A 24563-nucleotide genomic window follows, 5' to 3' on the forward strand; every position below is an offset into this window, starting at 1 on the left:
TCGCGTCCCAGTGAAGACCACAGCAATGAGCAACCTGCGCCGTTTCAGCCGTAGCCTGGCGGTCGCCGCCCTGGTCCTGCTGCCGTTCGCCGCCGTCCAGGCGGAAGACACGGTGGAACCGAGCGGCTACACGCCGATGGCCGGCGAATCTTTCTTCCTGCTCGCCGACAGCAGCTTCGCCACCGACGAGGAAGCGCGGGTCCGTCTCGAAGCGCCCGGCCGCGACTACCGGCGCTACCGCATGGAGCCCTATGGCGGGGTCGACGTGCGCCTGTACCGGATCGAACAGCCGCTGGAGTTCCTCAAGCGGCAGAAGAACCTGCACCGGGTCCTGGCCGAGGGACAGTTCAAGGGCGAAGGCCTGTCGAACACCCTGGCCTATCTCTGGGACAACTGGTATCGCAAGTCGCGCCGGGTGATGCAGCGCGCCTTCTCCTACGAGTCGCGGCAACAGGTCACCGAGGCGGTGCCCGAGCTGAAGATGGGCAACGCCATGACCGCGCCGACGCCCTACGACGCGCAGCCGCAATACGCGCCGATTCCCGGCCTGCCGCTGGTCAGCCAGTTCCGCTATCCGCTGTGGGACGCCAAGCCCATCGAGCCGCCGCAGGACGTCAAGCTGGCCGGTTCCTCCAGCGAGTTCATCAACGTCGTGCCGGGCAATGTCTACATCCCGCTGGGCAAGCTGAAGCCGGGCCTGTACCTGGTCGAGGCGCTTGTCGGCAAGTACCGCGCCACCACCGTGGTGTTCGTCTCCAACAGCGTGGCGGTGAGCAAGGTCGCCGGCGACGAGCTGCTGGTCTGGACCGCACGCAAGCACGAAGGCACCCCGGTGCCCGACACCAAGGTGCTGTGGACCGACGGCCTGGGCGTGATGAGCAGCGGCAATACCGACGCCGACGGCCTGCTGCGGCTCAAGCACGCCAGTCCGGAGCGCTCCTACGTGATCGGCGAGGACCGCGAGGGCGGGGTCTTCGTCTCCGAGAACTTCTATTACGACAGCGAGATCTACGACACCAAGATCTACGCCTTCACCGACCGCCCGCTGTACCGGCCGGGCGACTGGGTCTCGTTGAAGATGGTCGGCCGCGAGTTCAAGGACGCCCGGCAATCCCAGGCCGCCGCCAGCGCGCCGGTGCGCCTGAGCGTGATCGACGCCAGCGGCACGGTATTGCAAAGCCTGGACCTCCGCTTCGACGCGAAGAGCGGCGCCAATGGCCGCTTCCAACTGCCGGAGAACGCCGTCGCCGGCGGCTACGAGTTGCGCTTCGACTACCGCGGGCAGACCTACAGCAGCGCCTTCCGCGTCGCCGAATACATCAAGCCGCACTTCGAAGTCGCCCTCGACCTGGCCAAGCCGGACTTCAAGACCGCCGAGCCGGTGAAGGGCGAGATCGTCCTGCTCTATCCGGACGGCAAGCCGGTGGCCAACGCGCGCCTGCAACTGAGCCTGCGCGCCCAGCAGTTGTCGATGGTGGACAACGAACTGCAGTATCTCGGCCAGTTCCCGGTGGAACTGAGCAGCACCGAACTGACCACCGACGGCAAGGGTCGCGCCGCCATCGAATTGCCGCCGGCCGAGAAACCCAGTCGCTACATGCTGACCATCTTCGCCAGCGACGGCGCCGCCTACCGGGTCAAGACCAGCAAGGAGATCCTCATCGAGCGCGGCGCCGCGCGCTACCGCCTGAGCGCGCCGCAGCGCTTCAGCGCCGCCGGCGAGAAGGTCGAGTTCAGCTATGCCAGCGAACAGCCGACCCCGCTCAAGCCGAGCAGCTACCAGTGGATCCGCCTGGAGGACCGCGCCACCGACAGCGGTCCGGTCGCCGACGGCCGCTTCGCGCTGACCTTCGAGCGCCCCGGTACCTATTCCGTGGAGCTGCGCGACGACAAGGGCCAGCTCCTTGGCGCCACCGGCCACTCGGTGAGCGGCGAGGGCGTGAAGTCGGTGCCGGGCACCGTCGAGGTGGTGTTCGACAAGCCCGAGTACCGCACCGGCGAGGAAGCCTCCGCACTGATCACCTTCCCCGAGCCGGTGGAGGATGCGCTGTTGTCCCTGGAGCGCGACAAGGTCGAGGCCACCGCCCTGCTGTCCAAGGGCGCCGACTGGCTGCGCCTGGAAAAGCTCAATCCGACCCAGTACCGCGTGTGGATCCCGGTGCGCGAGGAGTTCTCGCCGAACCTGACCTTCTCGGTGCTCTACACCAAGGGCGGCGACTACAGCTTCCAGAACGCCGGGATCAAGGTCGGCATGCCCCAGGTAGAGATCGACATCGCCACCGACAAGGAGCGCTACGAACCGGGCGAGACGGTGACCGTGACCCTGGCCACGCGCTTCGCCGGCAAACCGGTTTCCAGCCACCTGACCGTCAGCGTGGTGGATGAGATGGTCTATGCCCTGCAGGCGGAGATCGCCCCCGGCATCGACCAGTTCTTCTACCATCCGCGGCGCAACAACGTGCGCACCAGCGCCAGCCTGGCCTTCATCAGCTACGACGTGGCGTTGCCCGGCAGCACCAGCGCACCCGGACGGGCGAACCGCAGCGAGCGCGGCGTCAAGGTACTGGAGCGGCCGCGCCGCGAGGACGTCGACACCGCCGCCTGGCAGCCGGAGCTGGTCACCGACGCCCAGGGCAAGGCCAGCTTCAGCTTCCGCATGCCCGACTCGCTGACCCGCTGGCGGATCACCGCGCGGGCCATCGACGACAACGGCCAGGTCGGCCAGAAGAAGCAGTTCCTTCGCTCGGAGAAGCCGCTGTACCTGAAGTGGAGCGGGCCGACTCGCTTCCGCCAGGGTGACCAGCCCGACCTCGGCCTGTTCGTCTTCAACCAGGGCGAACAGCCGGTCAAGGCCGAGCTGCTCAGCGGGCCGCCTGGCAGCCAGCGCAGCCAGACCCTGGAGCTGGCCAAGGGAGTCAACTACATTCCGCTGGCGCAACAGCCGCTCAGCGATGGCGACTGGAGCGCCGAGTTGCGCCAGGACGGGCAGGTCCGCGACCGCCTGGCGGTGCGCTTCAACCTGCTGGCCGACGGCTGGCAGGTGGAGCAGATGCAGAACCTCAGCCTGGCGGCGGCGAGCAACCCGCTGCAACTGCCGGCGGACGCGCGCGACGTACGCCTGCGCCTGGCCGATGGCCCGGCCGCTGCCTACCTGGGCAATCTCGATGATCTGCTGGAGTATCCCTACGGCGGCGTCGAGCAGACCGCCAGCCAACTGCTGCCGCTGAGCATCGCCTATCCGGCGCTGGCCGGCGGCGAGCCGCGGATTCGCGACCGCCTGCGCCTGATCATGCAGAACAGTCGCCTGCGCCTGGTGCAGATGGCCGGCCCGGACGCCTGGTTCGCCTGGTGGGGTGGCGACGTCGATGGCGACGCTTTCCTCACCGCCTACGCCTACTACGCCGACTGGTACGCCAGCCGCGCACTGGAGATCCAACTGCCGGCCGAACACTGGCAGCGCATCCTCGAGCCCTACGCCAAGCAGGCGACGCAGACCCCGCTGCTGCAGCGTGCGCTGATCCTGGCTTTCGCCCGCGACATGCAGTTGCCGGTGAACACCCTGCTCGGCGGCCTGCTCAACGATCTGGCCAACGCCGGCGAAGGGCAGGCGCGCGCGGAGCCGCTGGAGGCCGACGACGGCCTGGTGCTGGGCGACCCGGACTCGGCCGTCGGCCTGGCCGCGGCGCGAGTGCTGGCGGTGGACCTTGCACGGCAACTGCGGGTCGCGGTGCCCGCGCCGCTGGCCGCCCAGGCCGAGACGGCGACGCAGCGCCTGCGTGAGGCCGGCTTGCCGTTCACCGATGCCTTGCTGGCCTCTCGCTCGGCCGTGGATGGCCAGCAGGCCAGCGCTCTGCTGCAACGCCTGGCGCCGGCGCAATCGACCCTGGAACGCGCCCTGGCCCTGACCTGGCTGCAGGGCGCCCTGGCCCAGGCGCCGCAGGGCAAGCTGCCGCAGCCGCCGAAGGACTGGCAGGCGCAGCGCGGCGCCAGCGGCGAAACCTACTGGCAATGGCGCGGCCGCGGCATTCCGAGCTGGGTCGACCTGGACGAGGCGCCGGCCCGGCCGTTGCCGGTTGCGCTCAGCTACCGCAGCGCCCAGGCGCCGAGCGGGCAACTGCCGGTGCAGATCAGCCGTCGTCTGCTGCGCCTGGTGCCCGGTGAGGGGGCGTTCGAGTTCAAGGTCGAGGAGGTTGGCGACAAGCCGCTTTCCAGCGACGAACTGTATCTCGACGAAGTGACCCTGAACGTTCCGGAAGACACCGCTCTACGCTACGGCATGCTGGAATTGCCGCTGCCGCCCGGCGCGGATGTCGAGCGCACCACCTGGGGCATCAAGATCAGCGGCCTGGCCGGCGACGAAGCGACCACCCTGGAGCGCGCGCGCAACGAACCGGGCGAGTTGTTCTACGGGGTGCCGGTGGACAGCCTGAGTGGCGAGCAGCGTTTCCGTCACCTGGTGCGTTTCTCCCAGAAAGGCAGCTTCAACCTGCCACCGGCCCGCTACCTGCGTCTCTACGCGCCGGAACAGCAGGCCCTGGAAGCCAAGCCGGCGCTGGCCAAGGTCAAGGTCGAGTGATTGCGTTGCGCGCCTGGCTGGTCCTGCTGTGCGCCGTGCCGTTGCTGCTTCGCGCAGCGGAGGCGCCGGTCCAGCTGGCCTGGCGCACGACCCAGGGCTACGAACTGGTGAGCCTGGATCGCCAGCGGGTACTCGAGCGCCGGCCGTTGCCGGCCGATTTGCAGGCTCCGCTGGGCAGCCTGTGGAAACTGTTCGTCTTCGCCTGGCTGAGCGACACCGGCCAGGCCGAGCCGCCCTATACCTGCCAGGGGCGCAGCCGCGAGGAGGTCTACTGCTGCGAGAATGGCCAGACGATCGGTCGTGACCGCGCCCTGGTGCGCTCCTGCGGGCTGTATTTCGAGCCGCAGCGCCTCGCCTTGCGGCCGGAGGCCTGGCGCGGCTACTGGCAGGCGCGCCAGGCACCGGCCTGGTTGCTCGATCTGGAACGGCTGCAACCGCAGACGCGGGTGCCGGTTAAGGAGCTTCTGGAGCAGTTGCAGCAACTGCCGGCCCAGGGCGAGGCGCGGCGGGTACTGCTCGATGTGGCGTTGCAGGCCGGCGACGGCCATGCCGTGGCCAGCCTTGGCGGCCGCCTGCGGGTGAAGACCTGGAGCTGGCTCGACGACCATGACCCGCAGGCGCGCCAGGGCGGTTTCGCTGGCTGGCTGGTCGATGGAACGCCGCTCTGGCTCGGCGGCCCGGGAACCAGCAAGATGATCCTGGACCGCTACGCCGAGGTGCTCGGGCGCTTCCTGCCGAGTCCGTGGCCGGCCGATCCGGGCCGTTGCGTGGAAGTGAACCTGTTCAGCCGCTATCCGCTGCGCTCGGTCAGCGATCCCTCCGGCCACCCGGCCGCCGAAGGCCTGCTGCATGGTCCGCAGCAAGTGCTCTTCGCCAACGGCAATCGACTGGACATCGCCAGCGCCGGCGACCTCTTCCTGCAACGGGTGGATGGCGTGCCGCGCCTGGTCGCGCGGGTTTCGCGCGAAGAGTACGTGGCGCGGGTGCTGGAGCGCGAAGCCTCGGCGCAGCCGAAGGAAGCCGCTCGCGCGCTGGCGGTGACCATTCGCACCTATCTATTGCAAAACGCCGCGCCGCGCGGCGAATGCCTGGCCATCGATGACAGCAGCCAGCGCCAGCGCGTAGCGCCGCGCCCGGCCAGCGCGCCGACGCGGCGGATCGCTGCCTGGAGCGCCGACCTGGTGCTGGCCGGGGCGACCGTCAACTATCACTCCGACCAGCCTGGTCCGGCGCGCCTGTCCTGGAAGCACGCGGTGGAGCAAGCCGGGCAGGGACTGGGCTACGACAGCATCCTCGCCCAGGCTTTCCCGCGCAGCAGCCTGAGCCGCTGGGACAACCCGGTGGCCGCCTGCCAGCCGTTGCCGGCTGCCGAAGACTGGCTGCGCAAGCAGCGCCGGCAGTGGCGCGAGCGCCTCGACCGAGAGCCCGGCTACGAGGAGATTCCGAGTTTTTCCGTGTGCCGCCTGGCTTCCGGGCGGCCCTATGTCGATCGCGAGCGCGAACGCATCTTCGTCCGCGGCCTGTATTCCCTACAGGAACGCCTGGACCTCACCCACGAATACCTGCACCTGGCCTTCCGCGCCCATCCCAGCGGCCAGGACGAAAACTATATCGAAAGCCTGGCCCGGCGCCTGCTACTGGAATGACTCCATGAACCGAATGTCCCTTGCCGCCCTGCTCAGTTGCCTTCCCCTCGTCGCCTGGGCGGACAACCCCGTGAAACTGGATACGCCGGTCTCCGGCTGGCGTGCCGGCGACGGTTCCGCCGCCAATTACCGGCAGGTGGTGAACTACCCGGCGTCCTCGGTCAACGTCGCCGCCGACCAGGCGACCACCGCGCGCATTCGCGGCGCGATCGAGAGCCAACCCAAGGACCGCCCGGCGACGCTGGTGGTGAACGGTGTGAGCATGCCACTGAAGGTGGACGCCGATGGCAGCTTCGACCGCCCGTTCGCCTTCCCGTCCGGCAGCAACAGCGTCGAGGTGCGCAACGCCGCCGGGCAGTCGCGACGGGTCCAGTTCTATCACGGTGGCGGCGGCGGGGAAGTGCCGGCCAAGCTGCGCGTGCTGCTGTCCTGGGACAGCGACAACACCGACCTCGACCTGCACCTGGTGACCCCGGACGGCGACCATGTCTGGTATGGCAATCGTTCGCTGGCCAACGGCGCGACCCTGGATGTCGACGTCACCACCGGCTACGGCCCGGAAATCATCGCCACGCCGACGCCGCAGAAGGGGCCCTACCTGGTCTACGTCAACTACTTCGGCGGCGGCTACGGCAGCAGCGAGGATGGCGCCGAACAGGCCGCCCAGGACCTGACCACGGCGCGCATCACCCTGGTCACCGAAGAGGGCACGCCGAACGAGAAACAGGAAACCTTCCTGGTGCCGATGCGCAAGCCTGGCGAGCTGACGCTGGTGAAGCGCTTCAGTTATCCGTAGGCGCCTGCGCTCGGTCCCGTAGGGCGGATAACGCCCCTGGCGTTATTCGCCGTCGCTCAGGCATCGGTGTTATCAACCCGTGGCCTGACGGCGGCGCTCATGCCGCTGCGGATGGCTCCTGGGCTCAGGCGGGCTGTTCGCCCTGCCAGGTATCGATCGCTTCCTGCGCCGCACGGAACGCATCGATCGCCGCCGGCACCCCGGCATAGACCGCGCAGTGCAGCAGTGCCTCGCGGATTTCCTCCACCGTGCAGCCGTTGTTCAGCGCACCGCGCACGTGCCCCTTGAGTTCCTGCGGGCATTTCAGGGCGGTCAGGGCGGCCAGGGTAATCAGGCTGCGGGTCTTGCGCGGCAGCGCCTCGCGGGCCCAGACCGAGCCCCAGGCATGCTCGTTGACGAAGTCCTGCAATGGCTGGGTGAAGGCGGTGGCGTTGCCCATGGCGCGCTCGACGAAGGCGTCGCCCATGACTTCACGTCGGATCTCCAGGCCGGTCTTGCCTTGTTCGCTCATCGGAAGGTTCCTGTCGTGGGTAGAAGGTGGCTCAATCCAGCGACTCTATCCGAACCGGCGCCACGCCGCTGCGGATCATACCCAGGCCTTCGGCGGCCTTGCGCGATACATCGATGATCCGTCCGCGGCGGAACGGCCCGCGATCGTTGATCCGCACCACCACGCTGCGGCGGTTGTCGAGGTTGGTTACCCGCACGCGGGCACCGAACGGCAACGTGCGGTGGGCAGCGGTCATTGCGTTGGGGTTGTAGCGCTCGCCGCTGGCGGTACGCAGGCCTGCGTGGCGGCTGCCATAGTAGGAGGCTTCGCCGGTATCCGCGGAACCGCTGCCGGCGAGGCTGGAGCAGCCGGCGAGGAACAGGGGCAGGACGGCGAGGGCGAGGCGCGCGGCGGCGGATGGGGTGGGCATGGACAACAGGCTCCTGGCGGACAAGAAGACGCCGGGCGAACCCGGCGTCTGGCTTTGACTCACGCTTCGAGCTTTTTCTTCAGCAACTCGTTCACCTGCTGCGGGTTGGCCTTGCCTTTCGAGGCCTTCATCGCCTGGCCGACGAAGAAGCCGAACATCTTGCCGCGCTTGGCCTCGTCGGCAGCGCGGTACTGCTCGACCTGCTCGGCGTTGGCCGCCAGCACCTCGTCGAGCATCTTCTCGATGGCGCCACTGTCGGTGACCTGCTTCAGGCCCTTGGCCTCGATGATCTGGTCGGCGGAACCCTCGCCGTTGGCCATGGCTTCGAAGACCATCTTGGCGAGCTTGCCGGAGATGGTGTTGTCCTTGATGCGCAGGATCATGCCGCCCAGTTGCTCGGCGGACACCGGGGACTGCTCGATCTCCAGGCCGTCCTTGTTGAGCAGGCTGCCCAGCTCGACCATCACCCAGTTGGCCGCCAGCTTGGCGTCGCCGCAGATGCCCTGGACCTTCTCGAAGTAGTCGGCCATCTCGCGGCTGGCGGACAGCACGCTGGCATCGTAGGCGGACAGGCCGTACTGGCTCTCGAAGCGTTCGCGCTTCTGCACCGGCAGTTCCGGCAGTTGCTCGCGCAGCTTCGCCAGGTACTCGGGCTCGATGACCACCGGCAGCAGGTCGGGACAGGGGAAGTAACGGTAGTCGTTGGCTTCTTCCTTGCCGCGCATGGAGCGGGTCTCGTCCTTGTTCGGGTCGTACAGGCGGGTTTCCTGGACTACCTTGCCGCCGTCCTCGATCAGCTCGATCTGGCGCTGGATCTCGTGGTTGATCGCCTTCTCGATGAAGCGGAAGGAGTTGACGTTCTTGATCTCGGCGCGGGTGCCGAATTCGGCCTGGCCCTTCGGTCGTACCGAGACGTTGCAGTCGCAGCGCAGCGAGCCCTCGGCCATGTTGCCGTCGCAGATGCCCAGGTAGCGCACCAGGGCGTGGATCGCCTTGACGTAGGCCACGGCTTCCTTGGCGCTGCGGATGTCCGGCTCGGAAACGATCTCCAGCAACGGCGTGCCGGCGCGGTTCAGGTCGATGCCGCTCATGCCCTGGAAGTCTTCGTGCAGGCTCTTGCCGGCGTCCTCCTCCAGGTGCGCGCGGGTGATGCCGATGCGCTTGGTGGTGCCGTCTTCCAGGGTGATGTCGAGATGGCCCTTGCCGACGATAGGATGGTCCATCTGGCTGGTCTGGTAGCCCTTCGGCAGGTCGGGGTAGAAGTAGTTCTTGCGGGCGAACACGTTCTGCCGGTCGATCCGTGCGTCGATCGCCAGGCCGAACAGGCAGGCCATGCGTACGGCCTCCTCGTTGAGCACCGGCAGGGTGCCCGGCATGGCCAGGTCGACCAGGCTGGCTTGGGTATTCGGCGCGGCGCCGAAGGCGGTCGAGCTGCCGGAGAAGATCTTCGATTGGGTGGCGAGCTGTGCGTGGATTTCCAGCCCGATCACGGTTTCCCATTGCATGTGGTGTTCCTCAATCCTTCTGTGCCTGCGCAGTCCCGCTGCCGACCCTGCGGGTCGCCCTCTCCGCGCCGGGAGAGGGGAGGGGACTGCGTGGCGTTGCCATGGCTTAGAAGCCGGCCGGGGTGCGGGTGTGCCAGTCGCTGACCTGCTGGTACTGGTGCGCGACGTTGAGCAGGCGGCCTTCCTGGAAGTAGGGCGCGAGCAACTGGACACCCACCGGCAGGCCGTCGACGAAGCCGGCGGGCATGGACAGCCCCGGCAGGCCGGCGAGGTTGGCGGTGATGGTGTAGATGTCTTCCAGGTACTGGGAAACCGGGTCGTCGTTCTTCTCGCCGATCTTCCAGGCCGGGTTCGGCGTGGTCGGGCCGAGGATCACGTCCACTTCGGCAAAGGCGCTGACGAAGTCGTTCTTGATCAGCCGGCGAATCTTCTGAGCCTGCAGGTAATAGGCATCGTAGTAGCCGGCCGAGAGTGCGTAGGTGCCGACCATGATGCGGTTCTTCACTTCGCTGCCGAAGCCTTCCGCGCGCGAGCGCTTGTACAGGTCTTCCAGGTTCTGCGGGGCGTCGCAACGATAGCCATAGCGCACGCCGTCGAAGCGCGACAGGTTGGAGGACGCCTCGGCCGGCGCGATTACGTAGTAGGCCGGGATGGCGTGCTGCATGTTCGGCAGGGAAATGTCCTTCACCGTGGCGCCGAGCGTCTTCAGCTCCTCGACCACGGCCAGCACCGCGTCGGCGATGCGGCTGTCGAGGCCGGCGCCGAAGTATTCCCGCGGCAGGCCGATGCGCAGGCCGCTCAGCGGCTTCTGCAGGGCGGCCAGGTAGTCGTCCACCGGCTGTTCGACGCTGGTCGAGTCCTTCGGATCGAATCCGGCCATCACCCCCAGCATCAGCGCGCAGTCCTCGGCGGTGCGCGCCAGCGGGCCGCCCTGGTCGAGGCTGGAAGCGTAGGCGATCATGCCCCAGCGGGAAACCCGGCCGTAGGTTGGCTTGATCCCGGTGAGGTTGGTCAGCGCCGCCGGTTGGCGGATCGAGCCGCCGGTATCGGTGCCGGTGGCGGCCGGCAGCAGGCGCGCGGCGACTGCCGCGGCGGAACCGCCGGAGGAGCCGCCCGGCACGCGGTCGAGGCTCCAGGGGTTCTTCACCGCGCCGTAGTGGCTGGACTGGTTCGACGAGCCCATGGCGAATTCATCCATGTTCAGCTTGCCGAGGGTAACGGCGCCGGCGGCGGTGAGCTTCTCGACCACGGTGGCGTCGTAGGGCGAGACGAAGTTGTCGAGCATCTTCGAACCGCAGCTGGTGCGTACGCCCTGGGTGCAGAACAGGTCCTTGTGGGCGATCGGCGCGCCGAGCAGGGCGCCGTTCTCGCCGTTGGCGCGCCGTTCGTCGGCTGCCTTGGCCTGGGCGATGGCCAGGTCGTCGGTGATGCTGATGAAACTGTTGAGCTGGGGATCCAGCTGCCGGATGCGACCGAGCAGGGTGCGGGTCAGCTCTTCGGCGGAAAATTGCTTGTCGGCGAGGGCGCGGGCGATCTCGGCGAGGGTCAATTGATGCAGCATGTGTCCGCGTCCTTATGACTCGATGACTTTCGGAACCAGGTACAGACCTTCTTCCACGGCGGGGGCGATGGTCTGGTAGGCGTCGCGGTGATCGGTCTCGGTGACCGCGTCCGGGCGCAGGCGCTGGGTGGCTTCCAGCGGATGGGCGAGCGGTTCGACGCCGCTGGTGTCGACCGCCTGCATCTGGTCGATCAGGCCGAGGATGTTGTTCAGGGTCTCGGTGGTGCGCGGAAGATCGGCCTCGCTCAGGCCCAGGCGGGCGAGATGGGCGATTTTTTCCACGTCGGAGCGTTCAAGCGCCATCGGGAGTCTCCAGCAAAAGCGGCCTTGGAAGGGCGGCGGGGCGCCATGCGTTATATAAGGCAGGGAACGGATGCCGCGGTCGGCGGTCTAATTCCGCCTGGACGGGCCTTGTGGGGCCGGGAAAAGCCTGCAATTTAGCATATTGCCCGCCTTGCCCAAAATCCCCGTCGTTGTTAGAGTTTGCCGCACTTTTTTACCCGCGTATTTTTCACCCACGCTTCGCCTAGGGTTTCTTTCCCATGTTCAAAAAATTGCGTGGCATGTTTTCCAGCGATCTGTCGATCGACCTGGGTACTGCCAATACCCTTATTTATGTGCGCGAGCGCGGCATCGTCCTGAACGAACCGTCCGTGGTCGCCATTCGCAGCCATGGCAGCCAGAAGAGCGTCGTCGCCGTGGGCACCGAGGCCAAGCGCATGCTCGGCCGTACCCCGGGCAACATCGCCGCCATCCGTCCGATGAAAGACGGCGTGATCGCGGATTTCAGCGTCTGCGAGAAGATGCTGCAGTACTTCATCAACAAGGTCCACGAGAACAGCTTCCTGCAGCCCAGCCCACGCGTGCTGATCTGCGTGCCGTGCAAGTCCACCCAGGTTGAGCGCCGGGCCATCCGCGAATCCGCCCTGGGCGCCGGCGCCCGCGAGGTGTTCCTGATCGAAGAGCCGATGGCTGCCGCCATCGGCGCCGGCCTGCCGGTCGAGGAGGCCCGCGGCTCGATGGTCGTAGACATCGGCGGCGGCACTACCGAGATCGCCCTGATTTCCCTCAACGGTGTTGTCTACGCCGAATCCGTCCGCGTCGGCGGCGACCGCTTCGACGAAGCCATCGTCACCTACGTGCGCCGCAACTACGGCAGCCTGATCGGCGAATCCACCGCCGAGCGCATCAAGCAGGAGATCGGCACCGCCTTCCCGGGCGGCGACGTTCGCGAAGTCGACGTCCGCGGCCGTAACCTGGCCGAAGGCGTACCGCGCAGCTTCACCCTGAACTCCAACGAGGTCCTCGAGGCCCTGCAGGAGTCCCTGGCGACCATCGTCCAGGCGGTCAAGAGCGCCCTCGAGCAATCGCCGCCGGAGCTGGCCTCGGATATCGCCGAGCGCGGCCTGGTGTTGACCGGCGGTGGCGCGCTGCTGCGCGACCTGGACAAGCTGCTGGCACAGGAAACCGGCCTGCCGGTGATCGTCGCCGAGGAGCCGCTGACCTGCGTGGCTCGCGGCGGTGGCCGTGCGCTGGAGATGATGGACCGCCACTCCATGGACCTGCTCTCCACCGAGTAAGGTGGCGAGCATCGTCGCCTAGGAGCGGATCATCAAACCGCTATTCTCCAAAGGCCCGTCGCTGGGCGTTCGCCTGTTGGTGCTGGCCGTGCTGTCGGTCAGCCTGATGGTGGTGGACGCCCGGTTCGACTATCTGGAGCCCGTCCGTAGCAAGCTGGGGATGGTGCTCACACCTTTCTACGGCCTGGCGGAAATGCCGGTGCGCGCCTGGGAAGGCGTGCGCGACCAGTTCAGCAGCCGTAGCGAGCTGATCGCCGAGAACGAACGCCTCAAGGCCGAGTCCCTGCTGATGCAGCGCCGGGTGCAGAAACTCGCCGCGCTCACCGAGCAGAACGTGCGCCTGCGCGAGCTGCTCAATTCCGCCGCGCTGGTCGACGACAAGGTACTGGTCAGCGAGCTGATCGGCGTCGATCCGAACCCCTTCACCCAACGCATCATGATCGACAAGGGCGAGAACGACGGCGTCTTCGTCGGCCAGCCGGTGCTCGATGCCAGCGGCCTGATGGGCCAGGTGGTCGAGGTGATGCCCTATACCGCGCGGGTCCTGCTGCTCACCGACACCACCCACAGTATCCCGGTGCAGGTCAATCGCAACGGCCTGCGCGCCATCGCCGTCGGCACCGGCAATCCCGAGCGCCTGGAATTGCGCTACGTCGCCGACACCGCCGACATCAAGGAAGGCGACCTACTGGTCAGCTCCGGCCTGGGGCAACGCTTCCCCGCCGGCTATCCGGTGGCCACGGTCAAGGAAGTGATCCACGATTCCGGCCAGCCGTTCGCCGTGGTGCGCGCGGTGCCGACCGCGAAGATGAACCGTAGCCGCTACGTGCTGCTGGTGTTCAGCGACAGCCGCACCCCGGAACAGCGCGCCAACGACGCCGCCGAGGCCCAGGAAGAGGCGGACAAGAAAGCCGCCGCCGGCGCCCAGGCGCCCCAGCCTGCCGCGCAACCGGTCGCCGCGCCGTCGCCGGCCACCCCGGCAGCCCAGGGCGCTGCGCAGCAGCCCGCCGCCGCGCCCGCGCCAGCTCCCACGCAGCCTGCCGCTCCGGCGGCGAACGGGGGGCGCCGCTGATGGCTCGCGCGACCCAGGGTTCGAACAATGTCTGGGTGATCTGGCTGAGCCTGCTGGTCGGGCTAGTGCTGGCCGTAGCGCCGATGCCTACCTTCACCGAGATCGGCCGCCCGCTGTGGCTGGCGATGCTGCTGACCTACTGGGTGTTGCTGCTGCCCGAGCGCGTCGGGATGGTCACCGCCTGGCTGCTCGGCCTGGCCCAGGACGTGCTCTACGGCAACCTGCTCGGGCAGAACGCGCTGATCCTCGGCCTGATCACCTTCCTCGTGCTGTCCCTGCACCAGCGCCTGCGCATGTTCCCGGCCTGGCAGCAGTGCCTGGTGCTGGTGGTGGTCTACGGCCTGGCGCAGCTGCTCCAGCTCTGGCTCAACGCCCTGACCGGCAATCGTCCGCCGACCCTGACCTTCCTGCTCCCGGCCCTGGTCAGCGCGCTGCTCTGGCCCTGGGTGTACGCCCTGCTGCAGTTCGTCCGCCTGCGTCTCAACGTGAGGTAGGTCCGCTTCGCAGCTATGCTGCGGCGGATATCGTCATTCTTCGAAACGGGTGATCGGCGCATCGCCCGACGCGTTTCCCGGGAGCCTCCATGCCGTCGCTGTATCTCGCCTCCACCTCGCCCCGTCGCCGTGAACTGCTGACCCAGATCGGCGTGCCGCTGTCCGTGCTCGCCACCGCTATCGACGAGTCCCCCTTGCCGAACGAAGCGCCCGCCGCCTACGTCGAGCGCCTGGCGCGCGGCAAGGCGGCCGCCGGGCTGGCTATGCTGGAAGGGCGCGGCGAGGACGGTTGTGTCCTGGGCGCGGATACCTCGGTGGTGATCGACGGGCGAATTCTCGGCAAGCCCGTGGACCAGGCCGACGGGCTGGCCATGCTGGCTGCGCTGTCCGGGCGCGAACACCAGGTTCTCACCGCCGTGGCCCTGGCCGCCGCTGGCGGCGTCGAGGCGCGGGTGGTGGAGTGCCGGGTGCGCTTCCGCCAGGTCGCTCCGGAAGAAGCGCTGCGCTACTGGCAGAGCGGCGAGCCGGCGGACAAGGCAGGCGGATATGCGATCCAGGGCCTCGGGGCGATATTCGTCAGTCGCATCGAAGGCAGTTACAGTGCGGTGGTCGGGCTGCCTTTGTGTGAAACTGCGGAACTGTTGAGGGAATTCGGCATCCCTTGCTGGCAGCCCGTGGGTGGCAACCCGCCGTAACGCCTAACGCGCCGAAATAAGGACAGTGGACGCATGAGCGAAGAGATCCTGATCAATATCACGCCGATGGAGTCGCGCGTGGCGGTGGTGGAAAACGGCGTCCTGCAGGAAGTGCATGTCGAACGCACCCAGCGGCGCGGCATCGTCGGCAATATCTACAAGGGGCGGGTGGTACGGGTACTGCCGGGGATGCAGGCGGCGTTCGTCGACATCGGCCTGGAACGTGCGGCGTTCATCCATGCCGCCGAGATATCCAATCGCGAAGGCAGCGCCGTGGAAAGCATCAGTGCCCTGGTCCATGAGGGGCAGGCGCTGGTGGTGCAGGTGACCAAGGATCCGATCGGCACCAAGGGCGCACGGCTGACCACCCACCTGTCGATTCCTTCGCGCTATCTGGTGTACATGCCGCGCACCAGTCATGTCGGGATATCCCTGCGGATCGAGGACGAAGTCGAGCGCGAGCGCCTGAAGAAGGTGGTGGCCGACTGCGTGGCGGCGGAAGGCATCGAGGGGCAGGGCGGCTTCATTCTGCGCACCGCTGCGGAAGGTGCGGGCGAGGACGAGATTCTCGCCGACATCCGCTACCTTCGCCGGCTATGGGACCAGATTGCCGCGCAGATCCAGACCGTCGGCGCGCCTTCGGTGATCTACGAAGACCTGTCCCTGGCGATCCGTACACTGCGCGACCTGGTGAACCCGCGGATCGAGAAGATCCGCATCGACTCGCGAGAGAACTTCCAGAAGATCACTTCCTTCGTCGAAGAATTGATGCCGGAGATTTCCGATCGCCTCGAACACTACCCGGGCGAGCGACCGATCTTCGATCTCTACGGCGTCGAGGACGAAATCCAGAAAGCCCTGGAACGCAAGGTACTGCTGAAGTCCGGCGGCTACCTGATCGTCGATCCGACCGAGGCGATGACCACCATCGACGTGAACACCGGCGCCTTCGTCGGCCATCGCAACCTCGAGGAAACCATCTTCAAGACCAACCTCGAGGCGGCCACCGCGATCGCCCGCCAGCTGCGCCTGCGCAACCTGGGCGGGATCATCATCATCGACTTCATCGACATGGAGGACGAGGAGCATCGCCGGCAGGTCCTGCGCACCCTGGAGAAGCAACTGGAGCGCGACCACGCGAAGACCAACATCATCGGCATCACCGAGTTGGGCCTGGTGCAGATGACCCGCAAGCGCACCCGCGAAAGCCTGGTGCAGATCCTCTGCGAGCCGTGCCCCTGCTGCCAGGGACGCGGCATGCTGAAGACTGCGGAAACCACCTGCTACGAGATTTTCCGTGAGATCCTCCGCGAGGCGCGTGCCTACCAGGCCGACTCCTACCTGGTGCTGGCCAACCAGAAGGTGGTGGACCGGCTGCTCGACGAGGAGTCGGGTAACGTCGCCGATCTCGAGGCGTTCATCGGCCGCACCATCAAGTTCCAGGTCGAGGCGATGTACTCGCAGGAGCAATATGACGTGGTCCTGCTCTGAGGCGTATGGCTGAAATGGCGGATGTGGGAAGCCTCGGAACGCGACTGCTACGGATCGTCCTGGGTCTGTGCGCCCTGGTACTGGTGCTGCTGGCGCTGTACGTCAGCCTTGGCCGGCAACTGGTGCCGCTGGTGGCCGAATACCGCCAGCAGCTGGAGGACGAAGCTGGCAAGCAACTCGGCATACCGGTGCGGATTGCCGAACTGACGGGCTCCTGGCGCGGCTTCGAGCCTCTGGTGGTAGCGCGCGACATTCAGGTCGGCGACGGCGAACAGAGTCTGCGCCTGGCGCGGGTGCGGCTGGCGCCAGACCTGCTCGGCAGCCTGCTGGCGCGCCAGGTGCGGATCGGCAGCCTGGAGCTGGAGGGACTCAAGCTGACCCTGCGCGAAGGCGAGGATGGCCAGTGGAGCCTGGATGGCCTGCCGCACAGTGACAAGCCCAGCGATCCCCGGAAACTCCTGCAATTCCTGCTGCAGACCCAACGCATCTCGCTGCTGGACAGTCAACTGGAGGTGGCGCCGCGGGGAAGCGCAGCGTTGTCGCTCAGCGCGGTCGGCGCGACCCTGCGCAGTTCATCGGTTGGTGGGCAGAGTCTCGATGCCCGCCTGCAACTGCCGGATGGCCAACCCCTGGCGCTGCACGCCGAAGGGCGGATCGACAGCGAGGACTGGCCGCGCAGCAGCGCCAGGTTCTATCTCAGCCTGCCGCAGAGCGACTGGGCGCAATGGTTGCCGGCCGGTCTGACCCAGGAATGGAAGATCGTCCGGGCCAAGGCCGGCGGCGACTTCTGGTTCGACTGGCGCGACGGCAAGGCGCAACGGCTGGTGGCACGGCTGCTGGCGCCGCAGTTGAAGGCGTCGTATGCCGCGCGCAAGCCGGTGGAAATCAACGACCTGGGCATGAACCTGTTCTTCGATCGCGAAGCGCAGGGCTGGAAGGTTCGGGTCGGCGACCTGGCGGCGAATTTCGGCGAGCAGCGCTGGGGCGAGGTGGAGTTGCTGTTGCGTCGCGACCAGCAGAACAACGAGCCACACTGGAAGCTGCAGGCCGACCGCGTCGACCTGACGCCCCTGGTGCCGGCGATAGAAGCGCTGGCGCCGCTGCCGGACGCGGCGGCGGAGTGGGTGGCGGGCCTGAAGCCGAAGGGCATCCTGCACAACCTGAACGCCGATTTCTGGCCGCAGCGGGAGGTGCCCGAGCGGGTCAGCTACGCGACCAACCTGGAAAAGGTCGGTATCTCGGCGTTCCATGAGGTCCCAGCGGTGGAAAACGTCAGCGGCACCTTGACCGGCACCCTGGCCGGAGGCCAGCTCGACGCGTCGGCGCAGGATTTCATGCTGCACCTGGCCAAGGTGTTTCCCGAGCCGTGGCGCTACCGCGAGGCCCGCACGCGGATGTTCTGGAGCCTGGACGACCGCGCCTTCACCCTCGGCAGCCACCTGATGCGGGTCGAGGGCGAGGAGGGCCGCCTGGCCGGCGACATGCTGATCCGCCTGATGCGCGATCCCGGCGCTGAAGACTACATGGACCTGCAGGTCGGCCTCAGCGACGGCGACGCGCGCTTCACCGCCAAGTACCTGCCGACCCAGTTGCCGGGAATGAACAAAAGCCTGGCGAACTGGTTGAAGACGGCGATCCGCAGTGGCCATGTCGAGCAGGGCTACTTCCAGTGGCAGGGCTCGCTGAATCGCGGCGCGGCGGCCGAAGCCCACGTCATGAACCTCTACTTCAAGGTCCGCGACGGCGACCTGGCCTACCAGCCCGGCTGGCCCGCCTTGAGCAAAACGGTCGGCGAGGTGTTCGTCGAGGATTCCGGAGTCCGCGTGCTGGCCTCCAGCGGGAATCTGCTGAATTCCCGGGTCAGCGACGTCAAGGTCGACATTCCCCTCGGCCGTCCGGGACAGACGCCGCACCTGTATGTGGATGGGGCCGTCGACAGTAACCTGAAGGACGGCATCAAGCTGCTCCAGGAAGCGCCGATCCCGACCCGCAAGATCTTCGCCGGCTGGGAGGGCGATGGGCCCTTACAGGGCCACCTGAAGCTGGATATTCCGCTGGACCACGACGAGGCCGGCAAGACCGGGGTGGTCGTGGATTTCTCCACCGTGGGCGCGACCCTGAAGATGCCCAGTCCGAAGCTGGATATGAGCGAAGTGAAGGGCGACTTCCGTTTCGACCTGGCCAAGGGCCTGAGCGCCCCGGCGGTGCAGGCCCGGGTGCTGGGCAGCGAGGTACGCGGGCGGATCGTCGCCGAGGGGCGCGGCGATGCGCGCACGCGCTTGCTGCTCAACGGCCAGGTGGCGGTCAAGTCGCTGAGCGACTGGCTCGGCGCTGGCCTGCGTCCGTTGCCGGTCTCGGGACGCCTGCCGTTCCAGCTCAACCTGCTGCTGGATGGCAAGGACAGCCAATTGCAGATCGATTCGGATCTCAAGGGCGCCGTCGTCGACCTGCCGGCGCCGTTCGGCAAGACGGCCGCCCAGGCGCGGCCGACCCAATGGCGGATGACCCTGGATGGCGCCGAACGACGTTACTGGGCGCGTTACGACGGCCTCGCCAGCCTGGCCTATGCGGCCCCGGCGGACAAGCCGCTGAACGGACGCGGCGCCCTGCGCCTGGGCGGTGACCCGGCGTTGCTGCCCTCGGCACAGGGGCTGCGGGTGCGCGGGCGTCTGGCGGAACTGGACTGGGACGCCTGGCAGGCCACCCTGAAGCGCTACGGCAACGGCGACCAGGCCGCCAGTAGCGCTGCGGGCCTGCTGCGCGGCGCCGACCTGCGCATCGACAGCTTCAAGGGCTTCGGCCAGGAGCTGAAGAACCTGACCGTCGACCTGGCCCGCCAGGAGCGGGCCTGGCAACTGGTGCTGGTCAGCGACCTCGCATCGGGGCGCCTGGTCCTGCCGGATGCCAGGGGCGCGCCGATCGTGGTCGATCTGGACCGCCTGAACCTGCCGAAGTCGACCCTTCCCGACGAGAACAAGGTGGAGGACTCGGACCCGCTGGCCGCCGTCGATCCGCGCAGCCTGCCGGCGGTAGACGTGAAGATCGGCCAGGTCGCCCTCGGTGGCCAGCCGCTGGGCGCCTGGAGCCTGAAGGTACGGCCGGGCAGCAACGGCGTGGCGTTCAACGACCTGGACCTCGACCTGCGTGGCCTGCACGTCAACGGCAGCCTGCGTTGGGACGGCAGTCCGGGCAATACCCGCAGCACCTATCAGGGCCGGATCGAGGGCAAGAACCTGGCGGATGTGCTCAAGGCCTGGAATTTCGCGCCGAGTGCCACCAGCGAACGTTTCCGCATGGATATCAACGGCCAGTGGCCGGGATCGCCGGCCTACATGGCCCTGAAGCGCTTCAGCGGCAGCATGGATGCATCGCTGCGCAAGGGGCAGTTCGTCGAGGTCGAAGGCAGCGCCCAGGCGCTGCGAGTGTTTGGCCTGCTCAATTTCAACGCGATCAACCGCCGGCTGCGCCTGGATTTCTCGGACATCCTCGGCAAGGGACTGAGCTATGACCGGGTGAAGGGGGTTCTCTCCGCCACCGACGGCGTCTACGTCACCCGCGAGCCGCTGAAGCTGGAAGGACCGTCGAGCAACCTGGAGTTGAACGGTACCCTGGACCTGGCTCACGATCGGATCGACGCCAAGCTGCTGGTGACCTTGCCATTGACCAACAACCTGACCCTGGCGGCACTGATAGTCGGCGGTCCGGCGGTCGGCGGCGCGGTCTTCGTCGTCGACAAGTTGCTCGGCGACCGGGTCTCGCGCTTCGCCAGCGTGCAATACAGCGTCAAGGGCCCCTGGCAGGATCCGAAGATCAGCTTCGACAAGCCATTCGAGAAGCCCCGCTGAGCGGCGCCCGGTGCCGCGACGCGGCGCTTTCGTCCGCAAGGAGGAAACCATGTCCATTGCCGTGATCCAGATGGTCAGCCAGGACGACGTGACGGCCAACCTGGCCGCCGCCCGTCGCCTGCTGGAACAGGCCGCCGAGGGCGGGGCGCGGCTCGCCGTGCTACCGGAAAACTTCGCCGCCATGGGCCGGCGCGACCTGGCCGAACTGGGGCGCGCCGAGGCGCGGGGGAACGGGCCTATCCTGCCGTGGTTGAATTCCGCCGCTCGCGACCTCAGGTTGTGGATAGTCGCCGGAACGTTGCCGCTGCCGCCGGATGGGCAACCCGAGGCGAAGGCGAATGCCTGTTCGCTGCTGATCGACGAGCACGGAGAGCGGGTCGCCCGCTACGACAAGCTGCACCTGTTCGATGTGGATGTAGCCGATGCGCGGGGCCGCTATCGTGAATCCGACGACTATGCTTTCGGTCAGAAGATCGTGGTGGCGGATACGCCGGTCGGCCGCCTCGGCCTGACGGTCTGCTACGACTTGCGTTTTCCGGAGCTCTATACCGCCCTGCGCGAGGCCGGCGCGGAGCTGATCACGGCGCCGTCGGCGTTCACCGCGGTGACCGGCGCGGCGCACTGGCAGGTACTGGTCCGCGCCCGCGCCATCGAGACCCAGTGCTACCTGCTGGCGGCCGGACAGGGTGGCGTCCACCCACGGGGCCGGGAGACGTTCGGCCATTCGGCCATCGTCGATCCCTGGGGCCGGGTCCTGGCCGAGCGGCCGCAGGGCGAAGCGGTGCTGCTGGCGGTGCGCGACGCCGCAGAACAGGCGGATATCCGCCGGCGCATGCCGGTGGTGGCGCACAGACGATTTTTCCCGCCGGCCGAACCGCGGCCGGCGCGTACGGAGTGAATATGAGCGAGTTGTTGTCATCCGTCAGCCAGCAATTGCTGGCCCCCGGTGGTCTGGAACTGGACAGCCTGCCCGGCATTCTTCATGAACTGAACGGCCCGGGCATCGATGCCGCCGACCTGTATTTCCAGAGCCAGGTCTCCGAGTCGTGGATGCTCGAGGACGGCATCGTCAAGGAAGGCAGCTTCAATCTCGACCAGGGCGTCGGGGTACGCGCGCAGTCGGGCGAGAAGACCGGCTTCGCCTATAGCAATGCGATCACCGCCGAGGCGTTGAAACAGGCCGCGGTGGCGGCCCGTTCGATTTCCCGTGCGGGACAGAACGGCAGCGTGCAGGCGTTCAAGGCCGTGGTGCCGGCTCGCCTGTACGCCGGCGAGAACCCGCTGGACGTGCTCAGCCGTGCCGAGAAGGTCGAGTTGCTGAAGCAGATCGACGCCGCTACCCGTGCGCTCGATCCCCGCATCCAGCAGGTCACGGTGAGCATGGCCGGCGTCTGGGAGCAGATCCTGGTAGCGGCCAGCGACGGTTCGCTGGCCGCCGACATTCGTCCGCTGGTGCGTTTCAACGTCAGCGTGATCGTCGAACAGAACGGCCGACGCGAACGCGGCGGCCACGGCGGCGGCGGTCGCACCGACTATCGCTATTTCCTCCAGGAGGATCGCGCCATGGGCTACGCCCGCGAGGCCCTGCGCCAGGCACTGGTGAACCTCGAGGCGATTCCCGCGCCGGCCGGCACCCTGCCGGTGGTGATGGGCGCGGGTTGGTCCGGGGTCCTGCTCCACGAAGCGGTCGGCCACGGCCTGGAGGGCGACTTCAACCGCAAGGGCAGCTCCGCCTACAGCGGCCGGGTCGGCGAAAAGGTCGCCTCGAGCCTGTGCACCATCGTCGACGACGGCACCCTGGCCGGGCGTCGCGGCTCGCTGAGCGTGGATGACGAAGGCACGCCGAGCAACTGCAACGTGCTGATCGAGAACGGCGTGCTCAAGGGCTACATGCAGGACAAGCTCAACGCCCGCCTGATGGGCGTGGCGCGCACCGGTAACGGCCGCCGCGAGTCCTACGCGCACCTGCCGATGCCACGCATGACCAACACCTACATGCTGGCCGGCGAGAGCGATCCGCAGGAAATCATCGCCTCGGTGGAGAAGGGTATCTACTGCGCCAACCTCGGCGGTGGCCAGGTCGATATCACCAGCGGCAAGTTCGTGTTCTCCACCAGCGAGGCCTACCTGATCGAGAACGGCAGGATCACCACCCCGGTGAAAGGCGCCACCCTGATCGGCAACGGTCCGGAAGCGATGAGCCGGGTGTCCATGGTCGGCAACGACCTGGCCCTGGACAGTGGCGTGGGAACCTGCGGGAAGGACGGTCAGTCGGTGCCGGTCGGCGTCGGCCAGCCGACCCTGAAGATCGATGCGATCACCGTCGGCGGCACCGGCGCCTGAGGCATGGCCCAGGCGCCGGCGCGGCGAAACCTAGCGCAGGCCGCGCTTGGTTTCGTCCAGTTCGCGGATGTACTTGAACACTTTGCGTGCGGCGGCCGGCGGTTTGTTGTGCGCGGCCTCGTGCTGGGCGTGGCGGACCAGGCCGCGCAGGTGCTGGCGATCGCACTCGGGGAACTCCCCGACGAAGGCGTCGAGCGCTGCGTCGCCGCCGGCGATCAACTGGTCGCGCCAACGTTCGAGGGCATGGAAACGTTCGTTGTACTGGCGGGTGGAGGAGTCCACCTGGTCGATGAGGGCGACGATGGCGTCCACGTCCTGGTCGCGCATCAGTTTGCCGATGTACTGGATATGCCGTTTGCGGGCGATGTGCGCCTTGTGCTTCGGCGCCTCGAGCAGCGCCTTGCGTAGCGGGTCGGTGAGCGGCAGGCGCTCCAGCAACTGCGGTTGCAGGGTGGTCAGGCGCTCGCCGAGGTCCTGCAGGGCATGCAGCTCGCGTTTGATCTGCGACTTGCTCTTCTCTTCGAATTGCGAGTCGTCGTCGTGAAATTCAGCCATGGTGGTGGTCCAGTGGAAAACGCCGCCATGATAACGAGTCAGGGGCCGCTTGTCCGGCCCGGCCGCGTGGGCGGCCACGTCAACAGGAGAGTCAACAGATGAGTCTACATGCCGCGGCAGTCGGTCCCTCCGTGCTTCCGGACCTTCGCGAGCAGGTCGAGCAGATCATCGCCGAGGCCCGCCGCCAGGGCGCCAGTGCCTGCGAAGTGGCGGTGTCGCTGGAGCAGGGCCTGTCCACCAGCGTGCGCCAGGGCGAGGTGGAAACCGTCGAGTTCAACCGTGACCAAGGTTTCGGCATCACCCTCTACGCAGGCCAGCGCAAGGGCTCGGCGAGCACCTCGGCGACCGGCGAGGCGGCCATCCGCGAGACGGTGGCGGCGGCGCTGGCGATCGCCCGCCATACCTCCGAGGACGAATGCGCCGGTCTCGCCGATGCCGCGTTGATGGCCCGCGAGTTGCCCGAGCTGGACCTCTATCATCCATGGAGCCTGAGTCCCGAGCAGGCCGTGGAACGTGCCCTGGCTTGCGAGGCAGCGGCGTTCGCCGCCGACAAGCGGGTGACCAAGGCCGACGGCACCACCCTGAATACCCACCAGGGCTGCCGGGTATACGGTAACAGCCACGGTTTCATCGGTGGTTACGCCAGCACCCGGCACAGCCTCAGCTGCGTGATGATCGCCGAGGGCGAAGGACAGATGCAGCGTGACTATTGGTATGACGTCAACCGCCGTGGTGAGGCCTTGGCCAGCGCCGAGTCGATCGGCCGGCGCGCCGCCGAGCGCGCCGCCAGCCGACTGGGCGCGCGGCCGGTGCAGACCGCCGAAGTGCCGGTGCTGTTCGCTCCGGAAATCGCTGTTGGCCTGTTCGGCCATTTCCTCGGGGCGATCTCAGGCGGCAGCCTGTATCGCAAGTCATCCTTCCTCGAAGGCGCGCTGGGCCAGCGCCTGTTTCCCGAGTGGCTGAGCATCGACGAGCGGCCGCACCTGGTCGGCGCGCTCGGCAGCGCCAGCTTCGATAGCGACGGCCTGGCGACCTATGCCAAGCCATTCGTCGAGAACGGCGAGCTGGTGTCCTATGTCCTGGGCACCTATTCCGGGCGCAAGCTCGGCCTGCCGAGCACGGCCAACGCCGGCGGCGTGCATAACCTGTTCGTCAGCCATGGCGACGAGGACCAGGCCGCTCTCATACGCAGGATGGGGCGTGGCCTGCTGGTCACCGAGTTGATGGGGCAGGGCGTCAACCTGGTGACCGGCGATTATTCCCGCGGCGCCGCCGGCTACTGGGTCGAGAACGGCAAGATCCAGTTCCCGGTCCAGGAAGTCACCATCGCCGCCAACCTGCGCGACCTGTTCCGCCGTATCGTCGCGGTCGGCAAGGACATCGAACGGCGCGGCAACCTGCATACCGGTTCTGTACTGGTCGAGTCGATGATGGTGGCCGGGCGCTGAGGCCGGGTTTCCCTCTATAAAACGCCAGCGCTCGTC

At 67.4% G+C, this 24563-nt stretch carries 18 protein-coding genes; 12 read left to right on the top strand and 6 right to left on the bottom strand.

Going from position 1 to position 24563, the window contains the following annotated elements; translation table 11 throughout:
- Window positions 1-25 precede the first annotated feature (25 nt).
- From magD to HMPREF1224_RS33045, 3 genes are read left to right on the top strand one after another with little or no spacing between them, the layout of a single operon-like run.
- Complete coding sequence (gene magD / locus HMPREF1224_RS33035) at window positions 26-4576, top strand: alpha-2-macroglobulin MagD (protein WP_003112866.1); 4551 nt, start codon at window positions 26-28, stop codon at window positions 4574-4576.
- Entirely contained in the window at window positions 4573-6222 is a 1650-nt protein-coding gene (locus HMPREF1224_RS33040) for a YfaQ family protein (RefSeq protein ID WP_003455629.1), read from the top strand. Before magD ends, HMPREF1224_RS33040 begins: the two co-directional genes overlap by 4 nt.
- A 4-nt stretch (window positions 6223-6226) precedes the next feature.
- Window positions 6227-7018: a YfaP family protein gene (locus tag HMPREF1224_RS33045; RefSeq protein WP_003112868.1), complete on the top strand. Its 792-nt coding sequence runs from the start codon at window positions 6227-6229 to the stop codon at window positions 7016-7018.
- Window positions 7019-7142: 124 nt separating this feature from the next.
- Here HMPREF1224_RS33045 and HMPREF1224_RS33050 read toward each other — a convergent pair whose 3' ends face one another.
- The 5 genes from HMPREF1224_RS33050 to gatC all read right to left on the bottom strand — a co-directional run bounded on the left by HMPREF1224_RS33050 (window position 7143) and on the right by gatC (window position 11307).
- Entirely contained in the window at window positions 7143-7529 is a 387-nt protein-coding gene (locus HMPREF1224_RS33050; protein WP_003094405.1) for a carboxymuconolactone decarboxylase family protein, read from the bottom strand.
- A 31-nt stretch (window positions 7530-7560) separates the two neighbouring features.
- Window positions 7561-7938: a septal ring lytic transglycosylase RlpA family protein gene (locus HMPREF1224_RS33055; protein ID WP_003112869.1), complete on the bottom strand. Its 378-nt coding sequence runs from the start codon at window positions 7936-7938 to the stop codon at window positions 7561-7563.
- A gap of 59 nt (window positions 7939-7997) precedes the next feature.
- Window positions 7998-9458: an Asp-tRNA(Asn)/Glu-tRNA(Gln) amidotransferase subunit GatB gene (gene gatB, locus HMPREF1224_RS33060; protein WP_223699689.1), complete on the bottom strand. Its 1461-nt coding sequence runs from the start codon at window positions 9456-9458 to the stop codon at window positions 7998-8000.
- A 91-nt stretch (window positions 9459-9549) separates the two neighbouring features.
- On the bottom strand, window positions 9550-11004 hold the full coding sequence (gene gatA, locus HMPREF1224_RS33065) for an Asp-tRNA(Asn)/Glu-tRNA(Gln) amidotransferase subunit GatA (RefSeq protein WP_003112871.1): 1455 nt from the start codon (window positions 11002-11004) through the stop codon (window positions 9550-9552).
- Window positions 11005-11016: 12 nt separating this feature from the next.
- Complete coding sequence (gene gatC / locus HMPREF1224_RS33070) at window positions 11017-11307, bottom strand: Asp-tRNA(Asn)/Glu-tRNA(Gln) amidotransferase subunit GatC (RefSeq protein ID WP_003106543.1); 291 nt, start codon at window positions 11305-11307, stop codon at window positions 11017-11019.
- A 239-nt stretch (window positions 11308-11546) separates the two neighbouring features.
- On the opposite strand from gatC, the gene mreB reads away from it, so the two are divergent.
- The 8 genes from mreB to tldD all read left to right on the top strand — a co-directional run bounded on the left by mreB (window position 11547) and on the right by tldD (window position 22524).
- Window positions 11547-12584 (top strand): rod shape-determining protein MreB, encoded by a 1038-nt coding sequence (gene mreB / locus HMPREF1224_RS33075; protein WP_003094393.1) that lies wholly within the window; start codon window positions 11547-11549, stop codon window positions 12582-12584.
- Window positions 12585-12615: 31 nt separating this feature from the next.
- Window positions 12616-13656 carry a rod shape-determining protein MreC gene (gene mreC, locus HMPREF1224_RS33080; RefSeq protein ID WP_071535971.1) on the top strand — a complete coding sequence of 347 codons (1041 nt, stop codon included), beginning with the start codon at window positions 12616-12618 and terminating at the stop codon, window positions 13654-13656.
- Window positions 13656-14150, top strand: a complete 495-nt coding sequence (mreD, locus tag HMPREF1224_RS33085) for a rod shape-determining protein MreD (protein WP_003094389.1) — start codon at window positions 13656-13658, stop codon at window positions 14148-14150. The genes mreC and mreD overlap by 1 nt, the downstream gene beginning before the upstream one ends.
- 89 nt (window positions 14151-14239) lie before the next feature.
- Window positions 14240-14845, top strand: a complete 606-nt coding sequence (locus HMPREF1224_RS33090) for a Maf family protein (RefSeq protein ID WP_010793799.1) — start codon at window positions 14240-14242, stop codon at window positions 14843-14845.
- Between the two features lie 33 nt (window positions 14846-14878).
- Window positions 14879-16336: a ribonuclease G gene (rng, locus tag HMPREF1224_RS33095; protein ID WP_003094386.1), complete on the top strand. Its 1458-nt coding sequence runs from the start codon at window positions 14879-14881 to the stop codon at window positions 16334-16336.
- A gap of 14 nt (window positions 16337-16350) precedes the next feature.
- Complete coding sequence (locus HMPREF1224_RS33100) at window positions 16351-20181, top strand: YhdP family protein (protein WP_010793800.1); 3831 nt, start codon at window positions 16351-16353, stop codon at window positions 20179-20181.
- Between the two features lie 49 nt (window positions 20182-20230).
- On the top strand, window positions 20231-21079 hold the full coding sequence (locus HMPREF1224_RS33105; protein ID WP_003112739.1) for a carbon-nitrogen hydrolase family protein: 849 nt from the start codon (window positions 20231-20233) through the stop codon (window positions 21077-21079).
- A 2-nt stretch (window positions 21080-21081) separates the two neighbouring features.
- Window positions 21082-22524 carry a metalloprotease TldD gene (tldD, locus tag HMPREF1224_RS33110; protein WP_003098866.1) on the top strand — a complete coding sequence of 481 codons (1443 nt, stop codon included), beginning with the start codon at window positions 21082-21084 and terminating at the stop codon, window positions 22522-22524.
- A 30-nt stretch (window positions 22525-22554) separates the two neighbouring features.
- Here tldD and yjgA read toward each other — a convergent pair whose 3' ends face one another.
- Window positions 22555-23079: a ribosome biogenesis factor YjgA gene (gene yjgA, locus HMPREF1224_RS33115; RefSeq protein ID WP_003094378.1), complete on the bottom strand. Its 525-nt coding sequence runs from the start codon at window positions 23077-23079 to the stop codon at window positions 22555-22557.
- A 98-nt stretch (window positions 23080-23177) separates the two neighbouring features.
- On the opposite strand from yjgA, the gene pmbA reads away from it, so the two are divergent.
- Entirely contained in the window at window positions 23178-24527 is a 1350-nt protein-coding gene (gene pmbA / locus HMPREF1224_RS33120) for a metalloprotease PmbA (RefSeq protein ID WP_010793801.1), read from the top strand.
- Window positions 24528-24563 lie beyond the last annotated feature (36 nt).

The sequence above is a fragment of the Pseudomonas sp. P179 genome, assembly GCF_000478485.2.
Taxonomy (GTDB): domain Bacteria; phylum Pseudomonadota; class Gammaproteobacteria; order Pseudomonadales; family Pseudomonadaceae; genus Pseudomonas; species Pseudomonas aeruginosa.